The organism is Bacillus infantis NRRL B-14911 (assembly GCF_000473245.1).
In the GTDB taxonomy this organism is placed as follows: domain Bacteria; phylum Bacillota; class Bacilli; order Bacillales; family Cytobacillaceae; genus Bacillus_AB; species Bacillus_AB infantis.
Window position 1 is genome coordinate 3,174,059 of sequence record NC_022524.1, and the last position, 26,715, is coordinate 3,200,773.

Annotated in this window: 34 protein-coding genes; 6 read left to right on the forward strand and 28 right to left on the reverse strand. The window is 47.5% G+C overall.

What is annotated here, in order from left to right; all coding sequences use genetic code 11:
• Positions 1 to 122: 122 nt before the first annotated feature.
• From N288_RS16090 to N288_RS16100, 3 genes are all read right to left on the reverse strand, one after another.
• Positions 123 to 545: a hypothetical protein gene (locus tag N288_RS16090; RefSeq protein ID WP_022544154.1), complete on the reverse strand. Its 423-nt coding sequence runs from the start codon at positions 543 to 545 to the stop codon at positions 123 to 125.
• A 134-nt stretch (positions 546 to 679) separates the two neighbouring features.
• Positions 680 to 1,267, reverse strand: coding sequence for an SMC-Scp complex subunit ScpB (gene scpB / locus N288_RS16095; protein WP_009794773.1), 588 nt, complete (start codon positions 1,265 to 1,267; stop codon positions 680 to 682).
• A gap of 5 nt (positions 1,268 to 1,272) precedes the next feature.
• Positions 1,273 to 2,022 (reverse strand): segregation/condensation protein A, encoded by a 750-nt coding sequence (locus tag N288_RS16100; RefSeq protein ID WP_009794772.1) that lies wholly within the window; start codon positions 2,020 to 2,022, stop codon positions 1,273 to 1,275.
• Between the two features lie 262 nt (positions 2,023 to 2,284).
• Between N288_RS16100 and N288_RS24790 the strand changes: the two genes are divergently transcribed.
• Both N288_RS24790 and N288_RS16105 read left to right on the forward strand, forming a co-directional pair.
• Positions 2,285 to 2,386, forward strand: a complete 102-nt coding sequence (locus tag N288_RS24790; RefSeq protein ID WP_022544155.1) for a YjcZ family sporulation protein — start codon at positions 2,285 to 2,287, stop codon at positions 2,384 to 2,386.
• Positions 2,387 to 2,515: 129 nt separating this feature from the next.
• Positions 2,516 to 3,037, forward strand: coding sequence for a DUF309 domain-containing protein (locus N288_RS16105; protein WP_022544156.1), 522 nt, complete (start codon positions 2,516 to 2,518; stop codon positions 3,035 to 3,037).
• Between the two features lie 31 nt (positions 3,038 to 3,068).
• On the opposite strand, the gene N288_RS16110 is transcribed toward N288_RS16105, so the two are convergent.
• A complete protein-coding gene (locus N288_RS16110; RefSeq protein WP_009794769.1) occupies positions 3,069 to 3,422 on the reverse strand; it encodes a GNAT family N-acetyltransferase in 354 nt (117 codons plus the stop codon).
• 452 nt (positions 3,423 to 3,874) lie between these two features.
• On the opposite strand from N288_RS16110, the gene N288_RS16115 reads away from it, so the two are divergent.
• Complete coding sequence (locus N288_RS16115; RefSeq protein ID WP_022544157.1) at positions 3,875 to 4,747, forward strand: DUF1002 domain-containing protein; 873 nt, start codon at positions 3,875 to 3,877, stop codon at positions 4,745 to 4,747.
• 57 nt (positions 4,748 to 4,804) lie between these two features.
• On the opposite strand, the gene lysA is transcribed toward N288_RS16115, so the two are convergent.
• The 16 genes from lysA to spoIIM form a co-directional block, all read right to left on the reverse strand.
• Positions 4,805 to 6,124, reverse strand: coding sequence for a diaminopimelate decarboxylase (gene lysA / locus N288_RS16120; RefSeq protein WP_009794766.1), 1,320 nt, complete (start codon positions 6,122 to 6,124; stop codon positions 4,805 to 4,807).
• 200 nt (positions 6,125 to 6,324) lie between these two features.
• Complete coding sequence (locus tag N288_RS16125) at positions 6,325 to 7,809, reverse strand: spore germination protein (protein ID WP_009794765.1); 1,485 nt, start codon at positions 7,807 to 7,809, stop codon at positions 6,325 to 6,327.
• Positions 7,796 to 8,371 (reverse strand): stage V sporulation protein AE, encoded by a 576-nt coding sequence (locus N288_RS16130; RefSeq protein WP_009794764.1) that lies wholly within the window; start codon positions 8,369 to 8,371, stop codon positions 7,796 to 7,798. The genes N288_RS16125 and N288_RS16130 overlap by 14 nt, the downstream gene beginning before the upstream one ends.
• 28 nt (positions 8,372 to 8,399) lie before the next feature.
• Positions 8,400 to 8,819, reverse strand: coding sequence for a stage V sporulation protein AB (locus N288_RS16135; protein WP_009794763.1), 420 nt, complete (start codon positions 8,817 to 8,819; stop codon positions 8,400 to 8,402).
• Positions 8,809 to 9,429 (reverse strand): stage V sporulation protein AA, encoded by a 621-nt coding sequence (locus tag N288_RS16140; RefSeq protein ID WP_022544158.1) that lies wholly within the window; start codon positions 9,427 to 9,429, stop codon positions 8,809 to 8,811. Before N288_RS16140 ends, N288_RS16135 begins: the two co-directional genes overlap by 11 nt.
• Before the next feature lie 141 nt (positions 9,430 to 9,570).
• Positions 9,571 to 10,329: an RNA polymerase sporulation sigma factor SigF gene (gene sigF, locus N288_RS16145; protein ID WP_009794761.1), complete on the reverse strand. Its 759-nt coding sequence runs from the start codon at positions 10,327 to 10,329 to the stop codon at positions 9,571 to 9,573.
• A gap of 12 nt (positions 10,330 to 10,341) precedes the next feature.
• Positions 10,342 to 10,782, reverse strand: coding sequence for an anti-sigma F factor (gene spoIIAB / locus N288_RS16150; protein ID WP_009794760.1), 441 nt, complete (start codon positions 10,780 to 10,782; stop codon positions 10,342 to 10,344).
• A 2-nt stretch (positions 10,783 to 10,784) separates the two neighbouring features.
• The gene (gene spoIIAA, locus N288_RS16155) at positions 10,785 to 11,135 is read right to left on the reverse strand and encodes an anti-sigma F factor antagonist (RefSeq protein ID WP_009794759.1); all 351 of its coding nucleotides are present in this window, start codon (positions 11,133 to 11,135) and stop codon (positions 10,785 to 10,787) included.
• A 186-nt stretch (positions 11,136 to 11,321) separates the two neighbouring features.
• On the reverse strand, positions 11,322 to 12,482 hold the full coding sequence (locus N288_RS16160) for a D-alanyl-D-alanine carboxypeptidase family protein (protein WP_035403067.1): 1,161 nt from the start codon (positions 12,480 to 12,482) through the stop codon (positions 11,322 to 11,324).
• A 267-nt stretch (positions 12,483 to 12,749) separates the two neighbouring features.
• Positions 12,750 to 14,054, reverse strand: coding sequence for a pyrimidine-nucleoside phosphorylase (locus N288_RS16165; protein WP_009794757.1), 1,305 nt, complete (start codon positions 14,052 to 14,054; stop codon positions 12,750 to 12,752).
• A 24-nt stretch (positions 14,055 to 14,078) separates the two neighbouring features.
• Entirely contained in the window at positions 14,079 to 14,900 is an 822-nt protein-coding gene (locus N288_RS16170) for a purine-nucleoside phosphorylase (RefSeq protein WP_009794756.1), read from the reverse strand.
• A gap of 112 nt (positions 14,901 to 15,012) precedes the next feature.
• On the reverse strand, positions 15,013 to 16,194 hold the full coding sequence (gene deoB, locus N288_RS16175; protein WP_009794755.1) for a phosphopentomutase: 1,182 nt from the start codon (positions 16,192 to 16,194) through the stop codon (positions 15,013 to 15,015).
• A gap of 215 nt (positions 16,195 to 16,409) precedes the next feature.
• Positions 16,410 to 17,303, reverse strand: coding sequence for a site-specific tyrosine recombinase XerD (xerD, locus tag N288_RS16180; protein ID WP_009794754.1), 894 nt, complete (start codon positions 17,301 to 17,303; stop codon positions 16,410 to 16,412).
• A gap of 7 nt (positions 17,304 to 17,310) precedes the next feature.
• Positions 17,311 to 17,538, reverse strand: a complete 228-nt coding sequence (locus N288_RS16185; protein ID WP_022544160.1) for a YqzK family protein — start codon at positions 17,536 to 17,538, stop codon at positions 17,311 to 17,313.
• A 143-nt stretch (positions 17,539 to 17,681) separates the two neighbouring features.
• Positions 17,682 to 18,146, reverse strand: coding sequence for a ferric iron uptake transcriptional regulator (fur, locus tag N288_RS16195; RefSeq protein ID WP_022544161.1), 465 nt, complete (start codon positions 18,144 to 18,146; stop codon positions 17,682 to 17,684).
• A 146-nt stretch (positions 18,147 to 18,292) separates the two neighbouring features.
• Positions 18,293 to 18,937, reverse strand: a complete 645-nt coding sequence (gene spoIIM, locus N288_RS16200; RefSeq protein ID WP_022544162.1) for a stage II sporulation protein M — start codon at positions 18,935 to 18,937, stop codon at positions 18,293 to 18,295.
• A 152-nt stretch (positions 18,938 to 19,089) separates the two neighbouring features.
• Between spoIIM and N288_RS16205 the strand changes: the two genes are divergently transcribed.
• Positions 19,090 to 19,656: a GNAT family N-acetyltransferase gene (locus tag N288_RS16205; RefSeq protein ID WP_022544163.1), complete on the forward strand. Its 567-nt coding sequence runs from the start codon at positions 19,090 to 19,092 to the stop codon at positions 19,654 to 19,656.
• Between the two features lie 86 nt (positions 19,657 to 19,742).
• Here N288_RS16205 and N288_RS16210 read toward each other — a convergent pair whose 3' ends face one another.
• Positions 19,743 to 20,915, reverse strand: a complete 1,173-nt coding sequence (locus N288_RS16210; protein WP_009794748.1) for an endonuclease Q family protein — start codon at positions 20,913 to 20,915, stop codon at positions 19,743 to 19,745.
• A complete protein-coding gene (locus N288_RS16215; protein ID WP_009794747.1) occupies positions 20,912 to 21,466 on the reverse strand; it encodes an NUDIX hydrolase in 555 nt (184 codons plus the stop codon). Before N288_RS16215 ends, N288_RS16210 begins: the two co-directional genes overlap by 4 nt.
• Before the next feature lie 73 nt (positions 21,467 to 21,539).
• Here N288_RS16215 and mciZ point away from each other — a divergent pair, with 73 nt between their 5' ends.
• On the forward strand, positions 21,540 to 21,707 hold the full coding sequence (gene mciZ, locus N288_RS24795; protein ID WP_022544165.1) for a Z-ring formation inhibitor MciZ: 168 nt from the start codon (positions 21,540 to 21,542) through the stop codon (positions 21,705 to 21,707).
• A gap of 68 nt (positions 21,708 to 21,775) precedes the next feature.
• On the forward strand, positions 21,776 to 22,696 hold the full coding sequence (locus N288_RS16220; RefSeq protein WP_009794745.1) for an aldo/keto reductase: 921 nt from the start codon (positions 21,776 to 21,778) through the stop codon (positions 22,694 to 22,696).
• A 39-nt stretch (positions 22,697 to 22,735) separates the two neighbouring features.
• Here N288_RS16220 and N288_RS16225 read toward each other — a convergent pair whose 3' ends face one another.
• The 6 genes from N288_RS16225 to N288_RS16250 all read right to left on the reverse strand — a co-directional run bounded on the left by N288_RS16225 (position 22,736) and on the right by N288_RS16250 (position 26,680).
• Complete coding sequence (locus tag N288_RS16225) at positions 22,736 to 23,293, reverse strand: GrpB family protein (RefSeq protein WP_009794744.1); 558 nt, start codon at positions 23,291 to 23,293, stop codon at positions 22,736 to 22,738.
• Complete coding sequence (locus N288_RS16230) at positions 23,290 to 23,535, reverse strand: YqkE family protein (protein ID WP_009794743.1); 246 nt, start codon at positions 23,533 to 23,535, stop codon at positions 23,290 to 23,292. The genes N288_RS16225 and N288_RS16230 overlap by 4 nt, the downstream gene beginning before the upstream one ends.
• Positions 23,536 to 23,617: 82 nt before the next feature.
• Positions 23,618 to 23,989: a VOC family protein gene (locus N288_RS16235; RefSeq protein ID WP_009794742.1), complete on the reverse strand. Its 372-nt coding sequence runs from the start codon at positions 23,987 to 23,989 to the stop codon at positions 23,618 to 23,620.
• A 60-nt stretch (positions 23,990 to 24,049) separates the two neighbouring features.
• A complete protein-coding gene (locus N288_RS16240; protein WP_009794741.1) occupies positions 24,050 to 24,718 on the reverse strand; it encodes a 3-oxoacid CoA-transferase subunit B in 669 nt (222 codons plus the stop codon).
• A 25-nt stretch (positions 24,719 to 24,743) separates the two neighbouring features.
• Positions 24,744 to 25,433, reverse strand: a complete 690-nt coding sequence (locus N288_RS16245) for a CoA transferase subunit A (RefSeq protein ID WP_009794740.1) — start codon at positions 25,431 to 25,433, stop codon at positions 24,744 to 24,746.
• Between the two features lie 59 nt (positions 25,434 to 25,492).
• Positions 25,493 to 26,680, reverse strand: coding sequence for an acetyl-CoA C-acetyltransferase (locus N288_RS16250; protein ID WP_009794739.1), 1,188 nt, complete (start codon positions 26,678 to 26,680; stop codon positions 25,493 to 25,495).
• Positions 26,681 to 26,715: the final 35 nt, after the last annotated feature.

A 26,715-nucleotide genomic window follows, 5' to 3' on the forward strand; every position in this document is an offset into this window, starting at 1 on the left:
ATGCTTTTTCTTGCTTCGACCGGCTTGCCATCCTTGCCATTTCAGACGGCTTCCTGGCAGCCTCTTAATGTATTGGACTTCCTTATTTTGAATCCTGGCCAGGCTTCAGCAAGCAGCTTTCGTTAAGCTTGCTGATGATTGAAGAAATCAAGAGGCGAAGCGATTTGAAAACCTTTCTCCTCTTCTACGCCATTGAAAACCTCCCTTAATTTGCCGAAATCCAGTTTGTCAAAATAGGACTCAAATTCAGCTTTGTTATTTATGTATACTCTTTTTCTGTCCCGTAATCCCGTTTTTTTCAGCAAACACGCAAGCGCCACTAAATCCTTGAAAGCCACTTCCCTGCCGCCTGCCTTGAACACAGGGTCCGAGCCAAATGGCGTGAAGCTTTCCATGGATTCTTCGAAGTAGCGTATATATAGTACATGGAGGGTCTTCTCCTGCCCTTCCTCCATATACACCACCTCGCTCCTGTTGAAGAAATCCTCGGAAGTGTTCGGCATTTCTTCCTCCAATTCATACCCTTTGCACTGCTTTATAAACAATCCAGACACTCCCCGGCTCATGCACTGCTGTGGCAGCAGGCACAGCTAAATGATATAAAGCACGATGCTAACAGTGAGCTTCGGACAATCTAGCTATATTTTATCATATAGGCCGCAGGAATGTGTCAGAAAAATCAATTATCTAAGGTTTCCTGAAACTTTTCGAAAAATAAATCTGCCTCATCCCCTGCATATTCATCCTCATCATTTTCTGTCAACGGAGGAAGCTCGTCTATACTTTTTAAACCAAAGTAATCAAGAAATTCCTTTGTAGTGGCATATAAATAGGCCCTGCCCGCCCCTTCTGCCCTTCCGGCTTCTTTTATCAAAGCTTTGGCGGCCAATGTATGAAGCGGCCTCTCTGTTTTTACACCTCTGATTTCTTCTATTTCCACCCTTGTGATCGGCTGTTTGTATGCGATGATGGCAAGGGTTTCCAATGCTGCCTGTGACAGGGAGCCTGTCCCGGGGGTCTCCACCAATTTCTTAAGATAATCTGAGTTCTCCTTCTTTGTGACCAGCTGATAGGTGCCGGCAAATTGGGCCACTGTAATGCCTCTCGTGTAGTCATCCTCGCAGGACTGGATAAGCTCCTGCAAAATGGTTTCCGCCTGGCTTTCGTCCATCTCAAGCACCTCAGCGATCTGCTTCAAGGATAATCCTTCATCTCCTGCTGCAAAGAGCAGGCTCTCTGTTATCCCTTTCCAATTTACGATGTCCAAAACTTTTATTGATCCTCCTTTGCAGATACAAAAATCTCTGCAAAATTATGTTCCTGGTTCAGCTCGATTTGTTTCCTCTTCATCAGTTCCAGCACTGCGAGGAAACTGACGACAAGATGTTCCTTTTCATCGGAAGGAAACAAATCGTAAAAGCTTGTCTTCACCCTTGCCCGCTGAAGCTGATCAAGGATTTCATCCATCCGCTTCTCAATAGGTATTTCCTGCCTTGCCACCTTTGCGGTGACCGGCTTTTGGAGCTTCTTTCTCCGCATCAGCTTCTGGAATGCCCCAAGCACGTCATACAGCGACACATTCAAGTCTGCCTTTTCAGGCTGCACGTCTTTTGCATAATCCGATAAATCGCTTGGAGGTTTTGTAAACATCAGCCCGCGCTCCTGCTCTTTCGTTTTGAGCTCAGCTGCAGCTTCTTTATACTTCTTATATTCTACAAGTCTTTCAACAAGCTCATCACGGGGGTCTTCTTCCCCTTCCTCCATATCAAACTCATCCAGCTGCTCTTCCTCATGCTTTGGAAGGAGCATTTTGCTTTTAATGGCAAGCAGGGTCGCCGCCATGACAAGAAATTCACTCGCAACGTCAAGTTCGAGCTCTTTCATTGTATGTATATAAATAAGATACTGTTCAGTAATCTCTGCTACAGGAATATCGTAAATATCTATTTCAAGGCGATTAATTAAATGAAGAAGCAGGTCAAGAGGCCCTTCAAACGCGTCAATCTTCACATTATACTGCATATTTCCACCATAATTTCTAATTTTGAATTTTGCCTGATGCTGCGCCAAACACAGGCAGGTTCCCGGCTGTAAATGGCTATTACTAGTATAGAGGATTCCATTCTGATATCCAATAGAAAAATACAGACAAACTTCCAGAAAGCCGGGGAACGAAATTCCTTCTCTCCGAGCTTTTTTTCCAGGCGCCCATACGTTATGGCCCATTCCCGCATAAGATGAATTTGTAAAGAAAAACGCAGACTATATAGGAGGTATCGGTGATATGTCAGATGCAGGTGCAGGTTACGGTTACGGAGGCGGCTTCGCCCTAATAGTGGTATTGTTCATTCTGCTGATCATTGTGGGAGCATCATGGTGCTTCTAAAACTATAGACTGAAGGCCCGGCATGAGCCGGGCTTTCTTCTTGATTCATTTGTCCCCAGCACCGCTTCAAGCCGGAATATGATAAAATAAGTGCAAAATGTCAGTCACCAGGGCAAAAGGGAGGTCAATATGTATCCTGAAGAATATATACAGTATCTTGTCCATTTCCATGCAGACCGAGATTATTTCGAATGCCATGAAGTGCTTGAAGAATACTGGAAAGAAGCAGACCCGCGGAATAAGGACTCTGTTTGGGTAGGGCTCATTCTGTTCGCAGTTTCCGCCTATCATCATCGCCGCGGCAACTTCAAAGGCGCTGAACGGACGCTGCGGAAATCCCGATCTATTTTGGACAAGGTCCCCCTCCAGCTGAAGGAGCTTGGAATCAGCGCCCGGGAATTCACGCTGCTGATCAGCGGCAGATTGGAGGGAATTGCAAAAGGAGAACCTTACTCGAGTCCCTTCATTCCACTGGCTGATCATGAGCTTGCCAGCCTATGCATAAGAACGGCAGAATCCCTTGGCCTTGTCTGGGGGAGCCCAAGCGATCTTTCTGACAGAATGCTCATTCACCGGCATTCGATGAGAGACCGGACTGATGTCATCCTTGAGCGGAAAGCTGCATGGGACGCCCGCAATGATACCGAATAATAAAAGGCAGAGAACCAGGTTCTCTGCCTTTTCAGCATTCTTCATCCGTGCACTTGTCTACAAACGGTTCTGTATTTTCATTGCTGACGAGCTTCCTGTCAGGGTACAGATCCCTCAAAGCCTTGACCATTGCTTTTCCGATGCCCTGCTGGCGATGTGAAGGACTTACGGAAATATGCTGTATTTCCATTGCAGGGCCGTCCATGAAAGAAACCCCGATCAGCCCTGTTATATCATCCTGCTTCCATAGGAACAGCTGCCAGCCGTCGTCCGACTCATACTGCTTCATGGTCTGCTGCAGCCTTTTCAGATCCTTTTCATTTGGCATAAATGATAATAAGCCCATGGCAATCTTTTCGAATGTCTTTTTATATCGAATTAGCATAATTATCCCTCATTAAATAAAACATTTCCAAACTATCTTTTCCCAATAAGCCATTGTCTAAACTATATGGCGGCTAGTATATGATATGTAAGAAAGCATTTTTGTTGCAGGTTCCATTAATCATTACTATGATACAAAAATTTAAGCAGGACAGCAATCAAATCGAATCAGGATCCAGGCACAATGACCAGCCAATAGATGAATCCCCAAATCAGCCCGATGGCCAGGAAAAAAGAGAAAAGCAGCCAGTTATTTTTTTTCATCGTATACACTTGCCTCCAATCGCCAAACTCCTTTTTTATTCTACACTAAATGCGTTTTTTTATCTATCCCGCCGGGAAAATAGGGACTATTGGCTGCAGGGGGATGAATTTTTTCCGAAACTTTTATATCATTATGTACGTCTATTAATATAGAGTCCAGCCTGCGTATACAAGATTAGGAGGAACATTATGCTTAAACGATGCAAAAATATAATGCTGCTTGCCCTTGCTCTGATGCTGATTCTGCCAGCGGGAGCTTCAGCAGACATGGCCGAAGGAGATATGATCGTCACCCTTGGCGAAAACCTTTCCGAAGAACAGAAAAACGTCCTGCTTGCAGAGATGGAAGCGCCAAAGGACGCCATGACCATCACTGTCTCAAATGAAGAGGAACATCAATATCTGGGCAGCTATATCAGCAAAGCACTCATCGGCACAAGAGCCATTTCTTCTTCAGCGACAACGATCGCGAAATCCGGATCAGGACTTGAAGTTGAAACGAAGAACATCAACTGGGTAACAGACGAAATGTATATCAATGCTCTGATAACTGCTGGTGTAAAAGATGCTGAAATATATATAACCGCACCATCGCCTGTATCCGGGACAGCCGCCCTGACCGGAATTATAAAAGCATATGAGATCTCAGCAGATGAGACGATACCTGAAGAAGTCAAGCAGGCAGCAAATGAAGAAATGGTAGAAACGGCCAAGCTTGGCGATTCGGTCGGGAATGAGAATGCCGCTGCTCTAATAGCAAAAATCAAAGAAGAAATCAGCAAAAATAAACCTGCCACCGACGAAGAGCTCCAGAACATCATCGAAAACGCGGCAAAGGACCTTGGCATCACCCTGACAGATAAAGAAATGCAAAGCCTGATCGACCTGTTCAACAAACTGAAGGATCTGAACATTGACTGGAATCAGGTCGGAGATCAGCTTGATAAAGCAAAGGACAAAATCACCAAGTATCTTGAAAGTGAAGAAGGCCAGGGCTTCCTGGACAGCCTGAAACGCTTTTTCTCAAGTGCCATCGATGCTGTTAAAGCATTCTTCTCATAGTAAAATAGAGGTGCTTAACAGCACAGCTCAAAAAAGCAGCCGTCCGGCTGCTTTTTTCTAGTTCTTGATTTTCTCCTGAAGAGGCAGGTCAAGCCTGATCAAGTCTTCGAAGCTTTCTCGTTTGACGACAAGGCGCGCCTCTCCATTTTCTACGAATACAACCGGCGGCCGCGGGATTCGGTTATAGTTGTTGGCCATGGAATATCCGTAGGCTCCTGTACAAAATACAGCCAGAAGGTCTTCCCGCTCTGCTTTCGGCAAAGGCAGGTCCCATATCAGCATATCGCCTGACTCGCAGCATTTGCCGGCAATGGAGACCGTTTCTTCCGCTTTCTCCAGCGGCCGGTTGGCAAGCACAGCTTCGTATTTGGCCTGATAAAGGGCCGGACGGATATTATCGCTCATGCCTCCGTCCACCGCCAGGTAATGGCGGACATTCGGGACATCCTTTCTTGAGCCTGTCTTATAGAGTGTTGTCCCGGCATCGCCGACAAGCGAACGGCCTGGTTCAATCCAAATTTCCGGCATTTCCATCTGGTAGCTGCCGGCCAGCTTTTTCACTTCGCTGATGATTTCTTCGACATATTTTGAAGCCGCAATCGGCGCGTCTTCATCTGTATAGCGGATGCCAAAGCCTCCGCCCAGATTCAGCACAGCCGGTTCATAGGCAAGCTCTTTTTTCCAGATTGACAGTTTTTCAAATATTTTCTCGGCCGCAAGAATGAAGCCGGTCGTTTCAAAGATTTGTGATCCGATATGGCAGTGAATGCCGAGTGTTTCCAGCCATGGAGTTGATATGGCCTGCTTGAGCGCAGCTTCGGCCTGTCCATTTTGCAGATCAAAGCCGAATTTGGAATCCTCCTGCCCTGTCAGGATATAATCGTGGGTGTGCGCCTCGATTCCCGGTGTCACACGCAGCAGAATCTTGGTTTTCGTGTTTTTGTTTTCGCAAACTGACTTAAGCAGTTCCAGCTCATCGAAATTGTCTACAACGATGCATCCGACTCCATAGTGAAGAGCCATCTCCAGTTCTTCCCTGCTCTTATTATTGCCATGGAAGTGGATCCTTTCCACAGGGAATTCAGCCGCCAGAGCGGTATACAGCTCTCCTCCTGAAACCACATCAAGCGACAGGCCTTCTTCTTCAGCCAGCTGAATCATGGCAATGGATGAAAATGCTTTGCTCGCATAAGCAACCTGGGATTTCACCCCCAGTTCTTCGAATGTCTGCCTGAAGCCTCTTGCCCTTTCGCGAATCAGTGCCACATCATATACATAAACCGGTGTCCCGAATTGCTTTGCCAATTCAACGGTATCCATTCCGCCGATTTCCAAATGAGATTGTCCATTTACTCTTGCTGTCCCATGAAAAAACATGCTTACTCCCTCATTCCCTCTATACTGTTACTCTTATTATAGACTGCCGCGGCCGCTTTTTTACAGCCCCGAATAATTCCATGCTATATAAAATAGACAGTCCCCGTTTCTGAACTGTCTATTTCAGCTTCTTTAGTCCTTTATTTAGTTAAAAACTTACCATAATTGCCGGAAAACTGCAATTGATATTAGCATAATATTCAATTTTTAGCCGGCTGTTTGAAGCGGTTTTTCGCATGGACGATGCTTGGCCTGATCTTAGACCCCGGGACAGACCTTCTGATCAGGATCTGCAGAAATGCTTTCGGGCTGAAAGGCAGCAGCGGCCATAAATATGGCGTGTTCAGCGACCTGATGCTTGCCAGGAGGAGGATGAACACTGTTATGCTGATAATGAAGCCCGGTGTATGGAAGAGTGCCACGGCAATCAGCATGGCAAGCCTTGCCATCTTATTGGCTATACTGAGTTCATAGCTTGGGGTTGAAAAGGTTCCTATAGAAGCAACAGCCACATAGAGAATGACCTCCGGCACAAACAGCCCGACATCGATGGCAATTTGTCCGATCAGGACGGCTGCTATCAATCCCATTGCCGTTGAAAGAGGTGTGGGCGTATGGATGGCAGCAATCCTCAGGAACTCAATGCCAATATCCGCCAAGAAGATTTGTATGACAATAGGTATATTTGTCTTCTCATTCGGGCCGATGAACTTGATGGCATCCGGCAGCAATTGCGGCTCCAGAGTAAATAAGAACCATAATGGCAGCAGGAATAGTGAGGCGAGCACTCCGATGAAGCGGATCCAGCGGATGAATGTGCCGACTGCCGGCGACTGTCTGTATTCCTCAGCATGCTGCAGATGGTGGAAAAAGGTTGTCGGCGTGATGATCACACTTGGCGACGTATCAACGAAAATCAGGACATGCCCTTCCAGCAGATGGGTTGCACCTACATCGGCCCTTTCTGTATAACGGACGAGCGGATATGGATTATAGCCTTGCTTTAAGAGAAATTCTTCAACCGTTTTATCCGCCATTGTCAGTCCGTCGATATCAATCGATTGAATTTCCTGCCTGACCACTTCAATCAGATCTGTACTGGCGACATCCTTAATATAAGCAATCGCTATATCGGTTTTCGAGCGCTCCCCTATCCGCATGATTTCAAAGCGGAGCCGCTCATCCCTGATCCGCCTTCTGGTCAGGGCGGTATTAACAATAATATTTTCTACATATCCATCCCTTGACCCCCGCACAACTTTCTCTGTATCGGGCTCCTCCGGTGTTCTGCCGGGATAGCTTCTGACATCGACAACAAGTCCCGTCGTCTCCCCTTCAACCAGTATAACAATCAGGCCGGACAGCACCTGGTCAACCAGTTCGTCCATTGTTTCAATCGGCTGCACCGACTGATTGACAATGCGGTTTTTCACGATATTGAAAACATTTGAGGACAGTTTCTCGTGATCATTGATTTCCACGAGCTCTTCAAGGATTTGGGTGATAAAAGAAGTATCGCATAATCCATTTACATAATAAATCTGGATTTCTTTCTTCAGGATCTGCAGCTTCCTGACACCCAGGTCAAAGCTGACGCCAAGCCCGATGCGCTCTTTCATGAAGTCTTCGTTTCTGCCGGGTGATTCTGAAATAGAGGTTTTGTTTTTCTTTTTAGTTTCCGCCATAAAATCCGCTCCTTTCCAGAATGAGTTCCACTGCCTTTTTGGTGATGGGAGAGCCTTTTTCATAATGATCTCTTCGTGACATCTTGCCGATATCGCCGATTCCGACAATCAGCGGGACATCCAATTCGTCGAGGCAGTAGACTGTATCCCCGTTCATTTTTCCAATTTCCATTTCAGGGACACCAAGCTTGTCAACACCATACGGAGTAAGCTCACCGTACCTGTCGACACATACATCCACATGCGTCCATTCCGCCTGCCTTGTTTTTGAAGCAACTGCTATTACACCGAGCACCTCAATGTCTTCATGCCTTGCCACATATTTAAGGGCCGTTTCACCAAGCCCTTCGCCGACATAGCCGGAGTCATCAAACATGACAAGTACAGGGTCATTGGGGGCTTTCTTGATCATCTTCACGATATCAGGTCCTGACAAAACAGATGGATTCCCGTGGGACATAGAGATGCATCTGCCGCCAATATCCTTCGCTACATGCTCGGCAGTCCTTCTTGCATACTCATCGCCATCTGTAATCAGTATGACTTTCCTGCGTTCATCCATTGCTTTGATGTCCTTTCGCTTTACATAGTCAGTCTACAAAATACATCCAGTGAAACAGCGATCCAAATACTTTCCCGAATACGATGGCCATCAGCAGAACAACTATTTTGCCGTCAATCCCAAGCCTTTTGGCCAGCAGCGGCAGGACGTTAAGCACTTCTGTAAGTGCTGCCGCCACCATCCCCACAAAAATCCCGCCTGCCAGACCGAAAAGAACAAGGATAAATCCCGGAAAGTAAAGCCGCGGGTCCTGAAGGCTTGCAGATGTTCCTGCAACCGCCCCGATTACAACTGCCCATTCATAGTGATGGATCATTTTCATTGTCTTTGACAGCTGGGTCAGCCTTGGAATGATCCCCAGCACAGTCAGAAACGCAACAAATCCTGCCCCCACAGAGACGCCCCCCGCAAATCCCAGGAAAATGACGATAATGATGCTAATGGTCATCAAGGTTCTTCATGCTTTCTTTATTTTCATGCATGATGACATACCGGTCGAGATCCTGCTGGTAATTGAACATTTCAACCTCCAGCGGGCTGGGCTCCTCATTGAGCCTTTTTTTGAAAACATGATTAAAGAAAATGATCATGCCAAGTCCAAGGCCAAGAGAATAGGGAATTTGGAACAGCAGGGGCTTTTTCTCCACTTTTCCGGTGATGATTGTATAAATCCGCTGATGCACTGTCTGCATGCTGACGTCTTCATGAAAATTCATGATTGTCAGTGCGGCACCAAAAAACAGCAAAAACCAGATTAGCAGGAAAAACGCTGTGGATGCTTTTTTCTTTTTATAGATCACCTCAATGATCGTCTGGGAGGGACCGACAGCCTGTATATCGAGCTGCAGCTTTTCTGCGGCAATGGCCTGGATCACCTGGACAATGTCAATGACAATGATATTCCGGTCATGATCTGAAACGTGATGGATGGAAAGATTCCCTAACCGTTCATAAAGTGTTTCATCTGCAATAATCAAGGCAATGTCCTTTAGCTGGACGGAAGCCTGCGGACGCACTTGAATACGGTTCCTGAGCCGGACATAAACCGTTTTTTCCATTATGATCACTTCCCAAACAGTGTTTTCCTTGTATAAATAGTATTCGTAATAAAATTCCAATCATGTCGACCAAAAATTGGGGATAATGGAAAGCCGCTCTGGACTGCCCGGGAATCAGTACACAAAAAAGACCGGATGGATTCACATATCCATCCGGTCTTTCATCTGCTGCAGGATTTTCTTCTCGAGCCGGGAGACCTGCACCTGTGATATTCCCAGCCTTGCTGCCACTTCAGACTGTGTCTGATCTTTATAATATCTGAGATAAACAATCAGCCTTTCCCGCTCATCCAGCTCGCGGATTGCCTCTTTGAGGGCTATCTGGTCAAACCACTTGCCATCATTGCCATCATCGATCTGATCCAGCAGTGTGATAGGGTCGCCGTCGTTTTCATATACAGTTTCATGAATGGAGGATGGCGTCCTGCCTGCTTCCTGGGCAAGGATGATATCCTCAGGAGGGATTTCCAGATAAGCGGAAAGCTCTGTTACAGTCGGAATCCTTCCAAAAGTCTTGGTCAGCTCGTCTTTTGCCTTGCGGATTTTATTTCCCATTTCCTTCAGGGAGCGGCTCACCTTCACAGTTCCATCATCCCGGATGAAACGCTGTATCTCCCCGATGATCATAGGAACGGCATAGGTTGAAAACTTTACATCATAGCTCAGATCAAATTTATCAACCGACTTCAAGAGGCCGATGCAGCCGATCTGGAATAAATCATCCGGCTCATATCCTCTGTTGAGAAAACGCTGGACCACTGACCAGACCAGCCTCATGTTTTTCTGGACAATCGTGTCCCGTGCCCCCTGGTCTCCTGCCTGGCTTTTTTGTATGAGCTCTTTTACCTCGTGATCCTTGAGATACGTCTGGGTCTTATCTGTCTTTACCTCCACATCCATAGCATGACTCCCTTAATTGCATAGCATTTTACTGTTTGATAAATGCTTCCTTAAACGGATTTCGGTGCCTTCTCCTGGGTGTGAGCGAACTTCTATCTCATCCATGAAATTTTCCATGATTGTAAAGCCCATGCCGGAACGTTCCAGCTCTGGTTTGGTTGTAAACAGCGGCTGCCTGGCCTCTTCCACATCCCCGATCCCGAGCCCTTCATCTCTGATTGTCATATCAACGAAGCCGTCCTCAATACTGACAGAAATATAGACAATCCCTTTACTGTCATGGTTATAGCCATGGATGATCGAGTTGGTAACTGCCTCTGATACGACCGTCTTGATTTCAGTCAGTTCATCCATTGTCGGATCAAGCTGGGCGATGAAAGCCGCGACGGTCACCCGGGCAAAGGACTCATTCTGGCTCAAAGCGCTGAATTGCAGATTCATTTCATTTTTCATTGTCAGGCAACCCCCAATCGCTGAAGTGCAAATTCTTCAGTCGGCTCAAGACGGATGATTTTAAACAGCCCGGACATATCGAATAGCCTCTGTACCGCCGGTGAAATGGCACAGACGACCATCTCGCCGTGAAGCTGCTTAATTTGCTTATACCTGCCCAGGATCACTCCAAGGCCTGAGCTGTCCATAAAGGATAATTGCTCCAGATTGAGGACAATGTGGCGGATCCCATAAGACTCTATGGCGTTTGTTGCCTTTTCCCTTAATTCATCTGCCGAATGGTGGTCCAATTCTCCGCTTAAGCGAATGCACAGCACATCATTTTTTACTTCCAATCCAATCATCAGACTCATGACTGATAGCCTCCTTCTCTGCTGCCGGAACCATTTACAGATCCGGCCGGCTGTCCATGCCTCATCTCCTGCATGGATCAAGCCTTTCTAGAGAGTCAATTTCGCTGAAGGAGGCCCTTATTCCTTCCTGAAGGCAAAACTAGTGCGGTTTCGCTAAATTTTCCTTGATGCACCTTTTTTTCGACATCAATTTGATTTCGTGAAAATGCCGAGAGCCCGTTTATAGAGCGTCCACCAGCCTGCCTCTTTCACTTCGCTTTTGGCCACCAGCGGGCTTTCCACGATTGTCTTCCCATCTTTTTCAACTTTCAGCGTACCAATTTGATCGCCTTTAGCTATTGGGGCTTTCAGGTCTTTTTTCAGGACGACGGTTTTCTTGACTGCCTTTGTGTCTTCGCCTTTTTTCGTCAGCAGTGAGATCGGCTCGCTCGTCAGAGCTTCGACCTGCTTTATCTCGCCTTTGCTGACTTTGGCAGAACCTAAAGCTTCATTCCGCTTATACATTGGATGTGTCTCATACTGGCTGAAAGCATAATCCAGCATCTTGGTTACCTGAGCATTTCTTTCTTTCGATGTCGGAGCACCAAAGACAACTGCGATTACCCTCATCCCGTTTTTCTCAGCTGTAGCCGTCAGGCAATATTTCGCTTCATTTGTAAAGCCTGTCTTCAATCCGTCGACTCCCGGATAGAAGCGGACCAGCCTGTTTGTATTGACCAGCCAGAATTTCTTGTCGGTATCTTCCCTTAAATAAGCTTCATATGTTCCTGTAAACTTGGTTATGCCTTCATATTTCAGCAGTTCCTTTGCCATAAGTGCCATATCATGGGCTGTGCTGTAGTGTTCGGTTACAGGCAGGCCTGTTGCATTCTTGAAAATCGTGTCCTTCAAGCCAAGGTCTTTGGCTTTTTTATTCATCAGCTTGACGAATTCTTCTTCTGAACCGGCGAGCCTCTCAGCCATGGCAACAGATGCATCATTTCCTGATCCGATGGCAATCCCCTTCAGCATCTGTTCTGTTGTCATTTCTTCGCCCGGTTCCAGGAATATTTGCGAGCCGCCCATGGATGCTGCATATTCACTCGCCCTGATCTTTTCATCCATGGAAAGCTTGCCCTTATCAATCGCTTCCATGATCAAAAGCATGGTCATGATCTTAGTCATGCTTGCTGGAGGCAGCTGTTCATTGCTGTTCTGCTCATATAAAACAGCCCCGGTATCCCGCTCAATCAAGATCGCCGATTTTACGTTGTCAACCAGCTTGACGCCGCTTTCTTCGGCTAAGGCTGCCGGTGCCATCATTGCTGATAGTAAAACAAACACCATTATAGAAACGATTCGCTTCATCACATAACCCTCCATTCTTTATAGCCTCCATTTTTTCCAAAGGAGACAAATTTATACAATAAATTGGCAGAGGTACGGTTTTTATTTTACATGAGCCGTTTCAGATGGGTTTGAGAATTTAAGAGCTTGTATAATGGAGGGATTGCCCGAGAGCTGGAGAGGCTGCTTTCACTTATTTTCGGAGTGCTCTAAGGGGACCGGAAAGCACGCGGGAGTCAAGGCATAAAAAAGCTGCATCCTGAAGGGATGCAGCTTTTTTATACAATGTTATTCAGTAATTTCTTCATGCACCAGTACAGGGGCATCTACTTTGGAAGCCGTGATTTTGATGCTGCTGTACAGGCGTTCTTTGACTTCTTCAACGTTTTCGAAATTGCTGTAGATGGTGGCAAGTGATTCTCCTTTTGAGACAGTGTCGCCGATCTTCTTGCGGAGCATGAGCCCGACGGCAAGATCGATTTCCGATTCTTTAGTTGCCCTTCCTGCACCAAGGACCATGGCAGCCGTTCCCACTGCGTCAGCGACAATTTCTGAAACATAGCCATCTTCTTTTGCTTCAAGTTCATAAACAAATTTGGCCTGCGGCAAACGGGAAGGATCATCTACAACAGAAGCGTCCCCTCCCTGTGAGCTGAGGAAGGTTTTCATTGCTTCAAGGGCGGATCCGTCCTTGATTGCCTGTTCCAGCATTTCTCGTGCCTGTGCCGGGGTTTCTGCCTTTTCAGCCAGCACCACCATATGGCTGCCTAGTACAAGGCACAGCTCAGTCAGATCTTCCGGTCCTTCGCCTTTTAATGTGTCGATCGCTTCTTTCACTTCCAAGGCATTGCCGATGGCAAAGCCAAGCGGCTGGCTCATGTCTGAAATGACTGCCATTGTCTTGCGGCCGACATTGTTCCCGATCCTTACCATTGCTTTTGCAAGCTCTCTGGAATCATCCAGCGTCTTCATGAAGGCGCCAGCCCCCGTTTTCACATCAAGGACAATGGCATCTGCGCCTGCAGCAATCTTTTTGCTCATGATGGAGCTGGCAATGAGCGGGATGCTGTCAACCGTTGCTGTTACATCGCGGAGGGCATATAATTTTTTATCCGCCGGCGTGAGGTTTCCACTTTGTCCGATGACGGCAATTTTGTTCTGATTGACCAGCTTGATGAACTCTTCGTTTTCTATCTCTACATGGAAGCCTTCAACCGCCTCCAGCTTATCGATGGTACCGCCTGTATGGCCAAGGCCGCGGCCGGACATTTTAGCGACCGGGACACCGACAGCCGCTACAAGAGGGCCGAGCACCAGCGTAGTTGTATCGCCGACTCCCCCTGTGGAATGCTTGTCGACTTTAATGCCTTCGATTTTTGACAGATCGATTTTATCGCCTGATTCTACCATGCTCATCGTCAGGTCGGCTCTCTCACTTTCTGTCATGCCCTGGAAAAAGATAGCCATCGTTAAAGCACTGATCTGATAGTCAGGAATTGCACCGTCAGTATAGCCTTTTATTATGAATTGGATTTCTTCCGAAGACAGCTCTTTGCCGTCGCGTTTCTTTTCTATTAAGTCAACCATTCTCATTTTTCGTCACCACTTTTTCTTTATTTAAGCACCAAACTGGCGTACAAGCTCTTTCACATAAGAGAGGAAGTTCGCCTTCACTTTTTCAGTCGTTTCAATGACTTCTTCATGGTTTAAAGGCTGATCCAGTATGCCTGCTGCCATATTGGAAATGCAGGAAATACCCAGTACTTTCAGGCCTGCATGCCTGGCCACGATTACCTCAGGTACCGTCGACATGCCGACTGCGTCACCGCCCATAGTGCGGAGCATCCTCACTTCTGCAGGCGTTTCATATGTAGGGCCGGTATTGCCAACATATACACCTTCCTGGATGCTGATATTCAGCTTGCCTGCAATCTCTCTTGCCTGCTGGCGCAGATCCCTGGAGTATGCTTCCGACATATCAGGAAAACGGACGCCAAGCTTGGAGTCATTAGGTCCAATCAGAGGATTGCTTCCCATATTGTTGATATGGTCCGAGATAAGCATTAAATCTCCTGGTGCAAAGCTTTCATTAACACCGCCGGCAGCGTTTGTCACGATCAGGATTTCCACTCCGAGCTCCTTCATGACTCTTACAGGGAAAGTGACCTTGTCGAAGCTGTAGCCTTCATAATAGTGGAAGCGCCCTTGCATAGCCACAGCCTGTACACCGTTCAGAAGGCCGAATACAAGCTGGCCTGCATGCCCTTCAACTGTTGAAACAGGGAAATCAGGAATTTCATTATAAGGTATTTTCACTGGCTGTTCGATTTCATCTGCCAGAACGCCGAGCCCGGAGCCAAGAATCAAACCGATTTTAGGCGTTTCTCCATACTTTTCTTTTAAAAATTGTGCTGCATTTTGAATTTTTCCGTAGTCCATTTTATAATCCCCTTTTTATCAGACAGTACTGAGCGGATAACCGGCCGCAGCCATCGCCTGCCAATCTCCTTCTATGGCTCAGCTTGTCAGTTGTTTAAAATATGACCCGGGCTTACAATTCACCCAGAAAGCTTTTTCCGAATTTTGGCGCGGCCACAGCAAAGTTTTCCGCTACAGTAGCGCCGATATCGGCGAATGTCTGCCTGATTGGCAGCTCTTTTCCGACCGCCATGCCCTTAGAATAAGCCAATAATGGGACATATTCACGTGTATGGTCTGTCCCGGGGTATACCGGGTCATTCCCGTGGTCAGCCGTAATGATGAGCAGATCATCTTCCTTCAGCTTATCAAACACTTCCGGAAGGCGGGCATCATATTCTTCCAGCGCTTTCCCGTAGCCCTCCGGGTCCCGTCTATGTCCGAAAAGGGCATCAAAGTCCACAAGATTCAAGAAGCTCAAGCCTGTGAAATCCATACCCATCGTTTCGAGGAGCTTATCCATCCCGTCCATGTTAGAGACAGTGCGCAGTGACTTTGTCACACCTTCGCCGTCATAGATGTCGGAAATCTTTCCGATGGCCAGTACATCCAGTCCGCCGTCCTTCAGCTCATTCATGACCGTCCTGTCAAATGGCTTCAGGGCATAATCATGCCTGTTCGCTGTCCGCTTGAATGCACCAGGCTGTCCGATGAAAGGACGTGCTATCACTCTTCCAACCATGTATTTCTCATCAAGTGTCAGTTCCCTGGCGATTTTACAGATCGTGTACAGCTCATCAATCGGCACAATCTCTTCATGGGCTGCAATCTGAAGGACCGAGTCAGCTGAGGTATACACAATCAGGGCTCCTGTCTTCATATGCTCTTCCCCAAGCTCATCAAGGATCTCAGTGCCGCTTGCCGGCTTGTTCCCGATGATTTTTCTGCCTGTGCGGGCTTCAAGCTCTGACAAAAGCTCATCCGGGAAGCCGTCCGGGAATACCCTGAACGGTGTCTCGATATTCAGCCCCATGATCTCCCAATGCCCTGTCATGGTGTCTTTTCCGTTTGATGCTTCCTGCATCTTTGTATAAGAAGCGAGCGGCTTCTCTGCTTTTTCAATACCTTTGATTTCTTTGATATTGCTGAGGCCCAGCCGGCCCATGTTCGGCATGTTCAGCCCGTTCATCCTTTCAGCGATATGGCCAAGCGTATCAGATCCCTTGTCGCCGAAGCGCTCAGCATCCGCTGCCTCGCCAATTCCCACCGAATCCATAACAATTAGAAAGATTCTTTTATATGTATGCGAATTCATGTGCTCTCCTCCTAAACATGTACACGTTTTCAATTTATTTTACAAATATATGTTACCCTTTTTCAAAAGTATTAACCTGCGAGAGGTTTAGAATCGTCAGAAGTCTGACATCTATATTCTACAAAACAAATAACCTAAAAAACAAGAAAAAACTGCTTTATATTCAGCAGTTTTATCAGATTTATTTTTTTGCAGATTTAAAAACTCCAGTTTTATCAGGCACGGGGATGAAATTTTGAATATACATCCTTCAGCCTTGTTTTCGTGACATGGGTATAAATCTGGGTTGTTGATATATCCGCATGACCGAGCATCTCCTGTACTGCCCGCAAATCTGCTCCATTTTCCAGCAGATGGGTGGCAAAAGAATGCCTTAGAGTATGAGGGGTAAGCTCTTTTTCAATGCCCGCATCGCCTGCAAGCTTTTTCAGTATTTTCCAGAACCCCTGGCGGGTCAGCTGCCTTCCATGATGGTTCAGGAATAATGTATCATCTCTGCGGCTTTTCGAAACAAAATTCGGCCTTCCATGCAGAAGATATCTTTCAATTGCTTCTGAAGCTGTTTTCCCAATCGGAATGATTCTTTCTTTATTTCCTTTCCCGATGCAGCGGACAAAGCCCATTGTCAGATGGACATCGCCTATCTGCAGTCCGATCAGTTCACTGACCCTGATTCCTGTTGCATACAGGAGCTCAAGCATCGCTTTGTCGCGGAGGCTGTAATGGCTCGAGTCTGAGGGCGATTCCAGGAGGGTTTCCACTTCTGCCATGCTCAGGACCTTTGGAAGGCTTCTTTCCTGCTGCGGCGACTCAATATGTACAGATGGATCATTTTCGCATACCTTCTCCCTGAGCAGGAACTGATGGAAGGCACGGATGGAAGCGATATGCCTGGCAAGGGTCTTGGCAGATTTCCCCTGTTCCTTCAGCTTTTTCAGGAACTGGACGATATGGACCCTTTGGACTTCATTCAAACTGGCAAGCCCTTCGCTTTTCACAATGAATTTAAGATAATTTTTCAAATCCCGTTCATAAGAGACAATTGTATTGTTGGCAAGTCCCTTTTCAATCAATAAAAAGTGAACAAAATCTTTCAGCCTGTCTTCCATTTATGCATTACTCCCCATTGTGGTAAAACAGAATCAGTCTGTCAAACCAGTCGGTTTCATCAGAAACTGCATCACCAGATACCCTGACGGCGCTGCCTTCCGGCTCATCATAACGGTGATAGCTCTGATATTCTTCATTTAACCATAAAAGCCCATAATAAAAAAGGATTGTACATCCCGTAAACAGGACAAATACCTTCAATGTTTTAAACGTCATAATCATCCAGGATCTCATCATTCTTCCTCCAGCTGCATTCTATAATAAAAGATATGCCAAGCTGGACAAGATTTATACCTTCCCGGCTAAAGCTTTTGGCATTTCCGGCTTTTTTTCGGAGAATAATAAAAACCTTTTCCGGTTTAAAGAAAAGGTTCCAGTCAATCAGCCTCATCGGCGCTTTCTTCTTTATCCTGGCAGCGGTAGCAGATGCCATGAAATGTCAGGCGGTGATCTTTGATCTTAAAGTTCCAGTCACGCTCAACTATCGCTTCGACATCCTCCAGAAGGTCATCCTGGATCTCATCTACTGCCCCGCATTCTATGCATACTAAATGGTGGTGGAAATGGGCGGCGCCTTCCTGCCTCAGGTCATAGCGGGAAACTCCATCACCAAAATTGATTTTATCGACAATTTTCAGTTCCGTTAACAGCTCCAGTGTGCGATAAACGGTCGCCAGTCCTATCTCAGGCGACTTCTCTTTGACAAGGAGGTATACATCTTCCGCGCTCAGATGATCTTCTTCATTCTCCAGCAGCACACGGACTGTTGCTTCACGCTGCGGTGTTAATTTATAGCTTGACGAATGCAGCTGTTTTTTAATTCTATCTATTCTGGTCTCCATCCCGTAAAGTCCCTCCCTCGCACTGTCAGTTCTCATTATAACAGATAGGGAGATGTTTTCAAAATAAAATCATTATAAATAAGAAGATACAATTATTATAATAAAATATATTCATTCTTATATTATAATCACTATAAAATAAGCAATCAAGGCTTTATACTGCTGACAACCGATTTCATCAAAGCCGGGGAAAGATAGGCTTCTATGCCGGCAGCCACTGATAATAATAGAACTGCCGCGCAGAACACCGCCAGGTACCTTCCAAACATCGGCACGACCGGCTGGCCGAGATTTTTCATAAATTGCCTCCTGATCATCTTTAAAGACAGAGCCACTGTCATCGCTGCGGTGATGATAAAGATCGGAATGATGATGATATTCTGCGGCATAACTGATACAAAGGAAAGCAGGAACCCATCCCAGCCCATCCTGTTTACAAGAAAGCCGACTGTAAATCCGACAACCATACCCTTCATAAATAACAGCACGAGGATGACCGGCAGGCCGATGATGGAAATGCCGAGAAGCCACATCAGTCCAATGAACTTGCTGTTATGGAACAGGCTCTGGATAAAAAGATCATGTGACTCAGCTACAGTGCCGGCCGATACCTGTCCAAAAAATTGCGACAGATAGTAATATAAATCTTCCTTTTGATTGAAGCTCAGGCTGTTCACCACTACGGCACCGAAAATGACCCCCATCAGAAACAGGACGATGACGAATAAGTAGATCGAGGAATGCTCGCGAAAATGATTGGCTGCAAAGTTCTGGTACATACGTTTTTTCATTGCTCTTCCTCCTGTAAAATCTATTACTACATCCTATGCAGGGAAGAACAGTCTATGCCAGGATTCTATCATTTTGCCATTATTTTAAAAATATATTGCCAGTCTTTGTGCCACCCGATATAATCGGAACAATCACAAAGGAGGAGTGGAAAATGAATCCAATTTTAATCGACTTTCCTGAAATCATTGCAGAGACAGAAAGATTGTATATCCGGCCTTGCCTGCCAGGCGATGGCAAAGATGTGTATGATGCTGTCATAGCATCAAAGGATGAGCTGAAAAAATGGCTGCCTTTCGCTGCCAAGGAACAGTCCCTCGAAGAAACAGAAGCAGGCATCCGCCGGTCATATGCCCAATTTTGGCTGAGGGAAGATATCCGCCTCCATATATACCGCAAAGAAGACGGCCAATTCATCGGATCGACCGGGCTGCACCGCATCGACTGGGAGGCCCGCAGGTTTGAAATCGGCTATTGGTGCGATTCGCGCCATCATAAGAAAGGTTATATCTCAGAAGCGGTCGAAGCTCTTATTGAGTTTACATTCAGCAGCCTGTCTGCCAACAGAATTGAGATCCGGTGCGATCCGGAGAACACAGCCAGCAGAAAAATCCCCGAGAGGCTCGGCTTTACGCTGGAAGCTACCTTAAGAAAAAATACCCTCTGCGCCAGCGGTGATGTGCTGCGGGACACTTGTATTTTTGCAAAGTTAAAAGAATAGAAAAAACCGGATCCGCTCTCTGGATCCGGTTTTTCGTTAGATATTTACAGTTATAGCCCGGCTCCTGTGTTCGTCCCCTTCAGCTGCTATTCCTGCTCAACTTTTCCGTACTTCCCTCCGCCGCCTGCTTTCAAGCTAAGCCGGCCGCTCCTCGCTTTGACGATCAGCCTAGCAAGCTTATCTGGAATGACCTCTTCCAGTGCCTCCTTCGGCACTCTGTGGAGTATGTCCATTTCAGTCCCAAAATGGTCCAGCAGCCTTTCCAGTATCTTTGGGCCGAGGCCGGGAATGAATTCGAGCGGCACTTGATGGACATATGGCGGCCTGTCTGCCGGTGCACTCCCAGCTGTCTTAAGCTCCATAATCCGATCGGCCACTCCCTTCACCTGCTTTATGCTTCCGCACTTCCGGCAGCCATTATGACCGGAAGCGAGGGGGGAATGGCAGTCCAGACAAACTGTCTGATGATATTTCCCCAGCTGCGGGTCCAGTCCGTAATTGGCGGAAATCCTTCTCCCTCCCTCTCTTTTCAAGGCTAAATGAAACTCATTGAATGAAGGCCCGGCCATTTCAATCTGCTGATATTCCCTGGCTATTTTTCCGAGAGAGTGAGCATCTGAATTTGTAAGGAAAGGGTACTGGTGCAGCTCATGAATCATATCAGCCATTTCTGTATCCGAACTCAGGCCCAGCTCGATCCCATCGATAAGATCTTTATCGAAGACCTCTTCAAGCGACCGGTCGACACCTTTTCCATACATGCTCTTGAAAGGCGTAAAGACATGGGCCGGAATGAATAATCCGCCAAACGCTTTTACCTGTGACTGCAGCTCTTTTCCTGATGCATAGATACGCTGTGAGCTTAAATGGATATTTTTAAGGCGGCCTTTCAGCCACAAAGAGAATTCCTTCATCACATCAAGGTTTGGAAAATAGCAGAGAACGTGGATGGGGCCCTTGCAGCTTTCATCATAGATTTCAAGCTCTGATCCTGGAATGATTGCGAGGCCGCCGTACAGCAGACCTCCTTCAGGCGATTGCACAAGCTCGCCCGTGGCCATAAGTTCTTCCATCTCGTCAATTACCTCTGGTGAATGACAGTCAATAATCCCGATCATATCCAGGCCTTTACTGTCCCTTGCATGCTCGATGATATTGGAAAACACAAGTGATCTGGCCCCCGTTATTTTAACGGCGCGCCCTGACTTTGTCCGGCCGATATGGATGTGCATATCGGCATAATAAGTTTGAAGCATCATCTGTTCTTCAGCTGTTCGATCTGGAGATACTGGACAGCATAGACTGTTTTGGCATCATGGATTTTTTGCTCTTCTATATAAGCCTGCGCCTCTTCAAGAGTAAGCTCAATAACATCGACGAATTCATCCTCATCCGGAATGGCAGGATTTTCTATTTTCCTCAGTTTTCTGGCAGCATAAATATAGAGAATCTCATCAGCGAATCCGGGTGAAGTATAAAAGGAAACGAGCTTTTCGATTTCTCCGCAAATATAGCCTGTCTCTTCTTCCAGCTCTCTTTTTGCACAAAGCTCCGGATCCTCGCCTTTTTCAAGCTTGCCTGCCGGAATTTCCACAATGGCCTTTTCAAGAGGTTTTCTGAACTGCTCTACCATCACGATTTTGTTGTCATCTGTAAGGGGAATGACAGCAACCGCTCCAGGATGCTTGACAATTTCCCGTTTTGAGTTTTTTCCGTTCGGCAGCTCCACATCGTCCACCTGAAGGGAGATGACCTTCCCGTTAAAAATCTGCTCTGTTTTTATCGTTTTTTCTTCTAAAGGATGCTTCACTGTTCTATCACTCCAGTTCTAATCCGATTATCTGCTCATACATTTTATCATACTTTATTTGGGGGAGTATGAATTGAAAATCCGCGTCCACTCTAAAGGCGTCATCCTTGCAGGCAAGGCATGGGAGATTCGTGAAAAATTGAGAGAGTACACAGTGAAACATACGCTGATCAAGGAATGGATCGATTCGGCAGAGGCAGCTGCCACCCCGGAAAAAGTCCGGCTCCGGAGGATAAAATAGTCTCTTATATTTGTGGCCATGCCCTTCTTTTAGATACAATGGACTCATCATAAGTTCGAGGTGAAAATATGAAAAAGAGAGAGCTTGGAAAGACAGGACTATATGTAAGCGAGCTGGGACTTGGCTGCATGTCCCTTGGAACAGATGCCCTTGAAGGAAGGAAGATCATCGAGGCAGCTTTGGAAGAAGGAATCAATTATTTTGATACCGCCGATCTATACGATTTCGGGGAAAATGAAAAGATTGTCGGCGAAGCACTCAAGGAAGTGCGCGAAAACGTCATTATTGCTACAAAAGCAGGCAACCGCTGGAATGAAGCAAAGGACGGCTGGAGCTGGGATCCTTCTAAGGCTTATATTAAAGAAGCGGTCAAGGGAAGCCTGAAGCGGCTGGGAACAGATTATATCGATTTGTATCAGCTTCACGGCGGAACCCTTGATGATCCGATAGATGAAACAATTGAAGCATTTGAAGAACTGAAGGAAGAGGGCTTTATCCGCCACTATGGAATCTCCTCCATCAGGCCGAATGTGATCCGGGAATACGTGAAAAGGTCCAATATCGCTTCTGTCATGATGCAATACAGCATCCTTGACCGCCGCCCGGAGGAGACAGCCCTTCCGCTTCTTAAAGAGAAAGCTATCAGCGCCGTGGTCCGCGGCCCTCTCGCCAAGGGGATGCTGAGCGATAAGATGCTCGGGAAAGCCCCAGGTTCTGTAAAGGAAAACGGTTATCTTGATTACAGCTACAAAGAGCTGGAAGACATTCTCCGCCACCTGAAAGAAGCTTCCGGCAATCGTTCGATGACAGAATTGGCCTTCCAATATGTCCTTTCCAGCCCTGCAGTCGCTTCTGTGGCTGCCGGCGCCAGCTCGGCCGCACAGGTCAGGGAGAATGCTAGGGCCGCGGCAGCTGGCCCTTTATCGGCTGAAGAACTGGCGGCCATCCAGTCTATCAGCCTGGCAAATCAATATGGACAGCACAGATAGGCCCTGGCGATTCCCGAGTAACGAAGAAAAGGAACAGGATCAAATTAGATCCTGTTCCTTTCCTTCATTCTGCAGGTGCCAAGCCAGCGCCTTTTCATCAAGCAGCTTCACCACCGGATCCTTTTCCTTTATATAGGACTCAATATCATAAGGGTATTTCCGGGCGGCTACCAGCTTTGTCCTGCTGTATAAATCGGCTTCCTCCGGATGCTTCCGCAAATAATCCCGGAACAGCAGATGGCGGCCGATTTCAGGGTGCCCCTTTGGATAGCCGTGCAAATGGACCAGCCTTTCACCTGCTTCGGTAAATCTCACAAAATACCTCCGGCCGGGGATGCCGTTTTCTCCTTTTGCTGTATAGCCCCACCCCTGCAGTTTGGGTGCTGCCTCATCAAAGATGCCGGCATTGTCCGCTTCGGCCAGGATATCGATGATCGGCTTGGCGCTCATGCCGGGAATGGAGGTGCTTCCGATATGGTGTATGGGAGCTGATTCTCCAAAGACAGCGGCAAGGAGCTGTTTTTCCTCCTGAAAAGAATCGGCCCAGCTCCTGCTGTACGGCTGGACATCCACCTTCCTTGGCCGGGTTTCCATCATTTATACTCTTTCCAATTTAGATCGCTATCCTGGAGAAGCTCTTCAAAGCTCTTATTCTTCTCTCTTAAACGCCGTTCCTCTATCTTTCTTTTTTCCTCTTCCTCAGCCTTCTTCAATTCCTCATCCTTCAGCTGCTTCTTTGCTGCCTTCAGCTGATCCATCAGGTCCTGATTGAGCATATCCCCCAGTGTAACCGGCTTGTCGTCTTTTTTCTGCTGTGCTGTTTGGCGTTTTTTCTTCATGTTCTATCCCTCTTTTTGCGTATTTACAGGATATTATAGCATACAAGGAGCAGTGCCGAATTCTTCCCTGCTCACGTAAGGATCAGCTGATAAATTCGAGGAACTCGATTCTGTTCCCGAACGGATCTTCTGTAAAGAAGCGGTTTCTTCCATCAATCGGCGGCTCCTCCTTGATCACTGTGCCTGCCTCCTCCAGCCTGCTCCGCAGTCCCGCGAGATCTTCAACCACAAATCCAGGATGGGCCTTCCTGGCCGGAAGGAAATCTTCCTGAATGCCGATGTGCACCTCCTGGCTGCCGCAGAGGAACCAGCAGCCGCCCCTCTTTTGCAGATTTCCAGGCTTGGGGATTTCCTCAAGCCCCAGCAGCTTTCCGTAAAATTCCCTGGCCTGCTCTTCTGTCCCTTTTGGAGCTGCCAGCTGAATATGATCGATCCCTTTAAAAGTGATTCCCATTTAAATTCCCCTCTCTATACAGAAGAAAGGTACAGCCGCAGAGGCTGCACCCAACTTTCATTAAAATGCCTCTGTTAAGACCGAGTCGTCCACCTGCAGTTCCGGCCCGGTCGAGCTGACCACCTCTTCAACCGTAAAGCCTTTCGCCACCTCAATCAGCTTCAGCCCCCCTGCTGTTACATCAATAACAGCCCGCTCGGTGATGATGCGGTCCACGACCCCTTTGCCAGTCAGCGGGAGGGAGCAGGACTTGAGGATCTTGCTTTCCCCGTTTTTATTTGTATGCTCCATGATGACGATGATCTTTTGCGCCCCATGGACAAGATCCATCGCACCGCCCATGCCTTTGATCATTTTGCCGGGGATCATCCAATTGGCCAGGTCCCCTTCCTCGGAAACCTCCATTCCTCCCAGAATGGCGACATTGACATGCCCGCCCCGGATCATCGCAAAAGATTCAGCACTGTCAAAATAGGCTGCACCCGGTATGGCCGTCACGGTTTCTTTTCCGGCATTGATCAGGTCGGCATCCACATCTTCCTTATCCGGATAGGGGCCGATCCCAAGAAGTCCGTTCTCGGATTGAAGGACCACTTCCTTGTTGCCGGAAATATAATTAGCCACAAGTGTCGGCATGCCTATGCCGAGGTTTACATAAAATCCGTCTTCAATTTCTTTCTCTGCCCGTCTGGCAATTTTCTCGCGCACGGCACCTTTATCGCTGCTCATATCTGCTGCTCCTTTCTCTCCTTAATTATGATTTGACAGTCAGCCGCTCAATCCGTTTTTCCTGGCTGCCTTTAATAAGGCTTTGCACATAAATGCTCGGCGTGTGGATGTTTTCCGGCTCAAGCCCGCCAGTCTCTACAAGGTTCTCCACTTCCGCTATGGTTGTTTTTCCTGCGGCTGCGATCATTGGATTGAAATTCCTCGCCGTTTTCCGGTATACGAGATTTCCCATACGATCCCCTTTCCAGGCCCGGACAAGGCTGAAGTCTGCGGCAAGCGCCTCTTCAAGCAAATATTCCTTTCCGTTGAAAACCCTGGTCTCCTTTCCTTCGGCAATCGGGGTTCCTACTCCGGCAGGTGTATAAAATGCCGGAATGCCGGCTCCGCCGGCGCGGATTTTCTCAGCAAGCGTTCCCTGCGGCAGCAGTTCGACTTCAATTTCACCTGATAGTACCTGGCGCTCAAATTCCTTATTCTCACCTACATAAGATCCGACCATTTTTTTGATCTGCTTGTTTTTTAACAGAAGGCCAAGACCCCAATCGTCCACTCCGCAGTTGTTGGAGATAACGGTCAGATCCTTCACCCCTTTTTCCACGAGGGCAAGTATTAGATTCTCAGGAATGCCGCAAAGTCCGAAGCCGCCCACCATCAGTACCGCTCCGTCCTGGATGCCGGCAACTGCTTCCTGGAAGGATGTATGTATTGTTTTCATCGTTTCTCTCCTCTCATTTTTTTCTTTTTTTGCTGTTCTTCCCCTCAGTGCAGACGGGACTAGGCAAGCTCAACCACTGTCGCTACTCCCTGGCCGCCGCCAATGCATAGTGCTGCCAGCCCTTTCTCTGCATTCCGCTTTTTCATTTCATGCAGGAGCGTAACAAGGACCCTTGCACCGCTGGCGCCAATCGGGTGGCCAAGCGCAATTGCCCCGCCGTTTACGTTCAATATTTCATTGTTGAAGCCGAGCTCTTTTCCTACTGCAAGCGATTGAGCGGCAAAAGCCTCATTTGCCTCGATCAAATCCAGTTCTTCCATTGAAACTCCTGCCTTCTCCAGCACCTTCTTGACCGCCGGCACCGGTCCGATTCCCATGATGCTCGGATCTACGCCGGCACTTGCGTTCGCTCTGATGACAGCAATCGGCTGGACCCCGAGCTCTTCCGCCTTTGCCCTGCTCATCACAACAAGGGCGGCTGCACCGTCATTAATGCCCGATGCATTGCCGGCAGTAACTGAGCCATCCTTTTTGAAGGCCGGCCTCAAGCCGGCAAGCTTTTCGGCTGTCGTCCCTTTTTTCAAATATTCGTCGCTGTCAAAGATGACCGGATCCCCTTTGCGCTGAGGAATTTCGACAGGCACAATTTCATCCTTGAAACGCCCGGCCTCTTGTGCTTTCTGCGCTTTTTCCTGGCTCCATGCTGCAAATGTGTCCTGCTCTTCCCTGCTGAGGCCATACTGCAAGCAGAGTTTTTCCGCTGTCATGCCCATATGGTAGTCATTGAATGCACACCACAGCCCGTCAGAGACCATGCTGTCCACCAGCTTCTGATCGCCCATCTTAAACCCATCGCGGGCGCCTTTTAGCAGGTAAGGGGCCTGGCTCATATTTTCCATGCCGCCCGCAACGACGACTTCTGCATCCCCTGCCATAATCGCCTGATAGGCAAGATGCACTGCCTTCAAGCCGGAGCCGCAGACTTTATTGATCGTCATAGAGGAAACGCTTTCAGGAATCCCCGCCAAAATAGCTGCCTGCCTTGCCGGATTCTGGCCCAGCCCCGCCTGCAGCACGTTTCCCATGATAACTTCATCCACCTGTTCTGCCTCAAGCCCTGCCTTTTCCAATGCACCCTTTATGGCAGCGGCCCCAAGCGCCGGAGCTGAAACTCCCTTCAGGCTCCCGTTAAAGCTCCCGATCGCCGTCCTTACAGCACTCGCTATTACGATGTCTGTCTGCTTCAAGCTATTCACCCTTTCTAACTGCAATATGTATTAGT

Bases quoted from the DNA above. Each gene is read 5' to 3' on its own strand.
- N288_RS16100 (WP_009794772.1), bottom strand. From the start codon at position 2,022: ATGCAGTATAATGTGAAGATTGACGCGTTTGAAGGGCCTCTTGACCTG.
- N288_RS24790 (WP_022544155.1), top strand. From the start codon at position 2,285: ATGTCAGATGCAGGTGCAGGTTACGGTTACGGAGGCGGCTTCGCCCTA.
- N288_RS16105 (WP_022544156.1), top strand. From the start codon at position 2,516: ATGTATCCTGAAGAATATATACAGTATCTTGTCCATTTCCATGCAGAC.
- N288_RS16110 (WP_009794769.1), bottom strand. From the start codon at position 3,422: ATGCTAATTCGATATAAAAAGACATTCGAAAAGATTGCCATGGGCTTA.
- N288_RS16115 (WP_022544157.1), top strand. From the start codon at position 3,875: ATGCTTAAACGATGCAAAAATATAATGCTGCTTGCCCTTGCTCTGATG.
- lysA (WP_009794766.1), bottom strand. From the start codon at position 6,124: ATGTTTTTTCATGGGACAGCAAGAGTAAATGGACAATCTCATTTGGAA.
- N288_RS16125 (WP_009794765.1), bottom strand. From the start codon at position 7,809: ATGGCGGAAACTAAAAAGAAAAACAAAACCTCTATTTCAGAATCACCC.
- N288_RS16130 (WP_009794764.1), bottom strand. From the start codon at position 8,371: ATGGATGAACGCAGGAAAGTCATACTGATTACAGATGGCGATGAGTAT.
- N288_RS16135 (WP_009794763.1), bottom strand. From the start codon at position 8,819: ATGACCATTAGCATCATTATCGTCATTTTCCTGGGATTTGCGGGGGGC.
- N288_RS16140 (WP_022544158.1), bottom strand. From the start codon at position 9,429: ATGGAAAAAACGGTTTATGTCCGGCTCAGGAACCGTATTCAAGTGCGT.
- sigF (WP_009794761.1), bottom strand. From the start codon at position 10,329: ATGGATGTGGAGGTAAAGACAGATAAGACCCAGACGTATCTCAAGGAT.
- spoIIAB (WP_009794760.1), bottom strand. From the start codon at position 10,782: ATGAAAAATGAAATGAATCTGCAATTCAGCGCTTTGAGCCAGAATGAG.
- spoIIAA (WP_009794759.1), bottom strand. From the start codon at position 11,135: ATGAGTCTGATGATTGGATTGGAAGTAAAAAATGATGTGCTGTGCATT.
- N288_RS16160 (WP_035403067.1), bottom strand. From the start codon at position 12,482: ATGAAGCGAATCGTTTCTATAATGGTGTTTGTTTTACTATCAGCAATG.
- N288_RS16165 (WP_009794757.1), bottom strand. From the start codon at position 14,054: ATGAGAATGGTTGACTTAATAGAAAAGAAACGCGACGGCAAAGAGCTG.
- N288_RS16170 (WP_009794756.1), bottom strand. From the start codon at position 14,900: ATGGACTACGGAAAAATTCAAAATGCAGCACAATTTTTAAAAGAAAAG.
- deoB (WP_009794755.1), bottom strand. From the start codon at position 16,194: ATGAATTCGCATACATATAAAAGAATCTTTCTAATTGTTATGGATTCG.
- xerD (WP_009794754.1), bottom strand. From the start codon at position 17,303: ATGGAAGACAGGCTGAAAGATTTTGTTCACTTTTTATTGATTGAAAAG.
- N288_RS16185 (WP_022544160.1), bottom strand. From the start codon at position 17,538: ATGAGATCCTGGATGATTATGACGTTTAAAACATTGAAGGTATTTGTC.
- fur (WP_022544161.1), bottom strand. From the start codon at position 18,146: ATGGAGACCAGAATAGATAGAATTAAAAAACAGCTGCATTCGTCAAGC.
- spoIIM (WP_022544162.1), bottom strand. From the start codon at position 18,937: ATGAAAAAACGTATGTACCAGAACTTTGCAGCCAATCATTTTCGCGAG.
- N288_RS16205 (WP_022544163.1), top strand. From the start codon at position 19,090: ATGAATCCAATTTTAATCGACTTTCCTGAAATCATTGCAGAGACAGAA.
- N288_RS16210 (WP_009794748.1), bottom strand. From the start codon at position 20,915: ATGATGCTTCAAACTTATTATGCCGATATGCACATCCATATCGGCCGG.
- N288_RS16220 (WP_009794745.1), top strand. From the start codon at position 21,776: ATGAAAAAGAGAGAGCTTGGAAAGACAGGACTATATGTAAGCGAGCTG.
- N288_RS16225 (WP_009794744.1), bottom strand. From the start codon at position 23,293: ATGATGGAAACCCGGCCAAGGAAGGTGGATGTCCAGCCGTACAGCAGG.
- N288_RS16230 (WP_009794743.1), bottom strand. From the start codon at position 23,535: ATGAAGAAAAAACGCCAAACAGCACAGCAGAAAAAAGACGACAAGCCG.
- N288_RS16235 (WP_009794742.1), bottom strand. From the start codon at position 23,989: ATGGGAATCACTTTTAAAGGGATCGATCATATTCAGCTGGCAGCTCCA.
- N288_RS16240 (WP_009794741.1), bottom strand. From the start codon at position 24,718: ATGAGCAGCGATAAAGGTGCCGTGCGCGAGAAAATTGCCAGACGGGCA.
- N288_RS16245 (WP_009794740.1), bottom strand. From the start codon at position 25,433: ATGAAAACAATACATACATCCTTCCAGGAAGCAGTTGCCGGCATCCAG.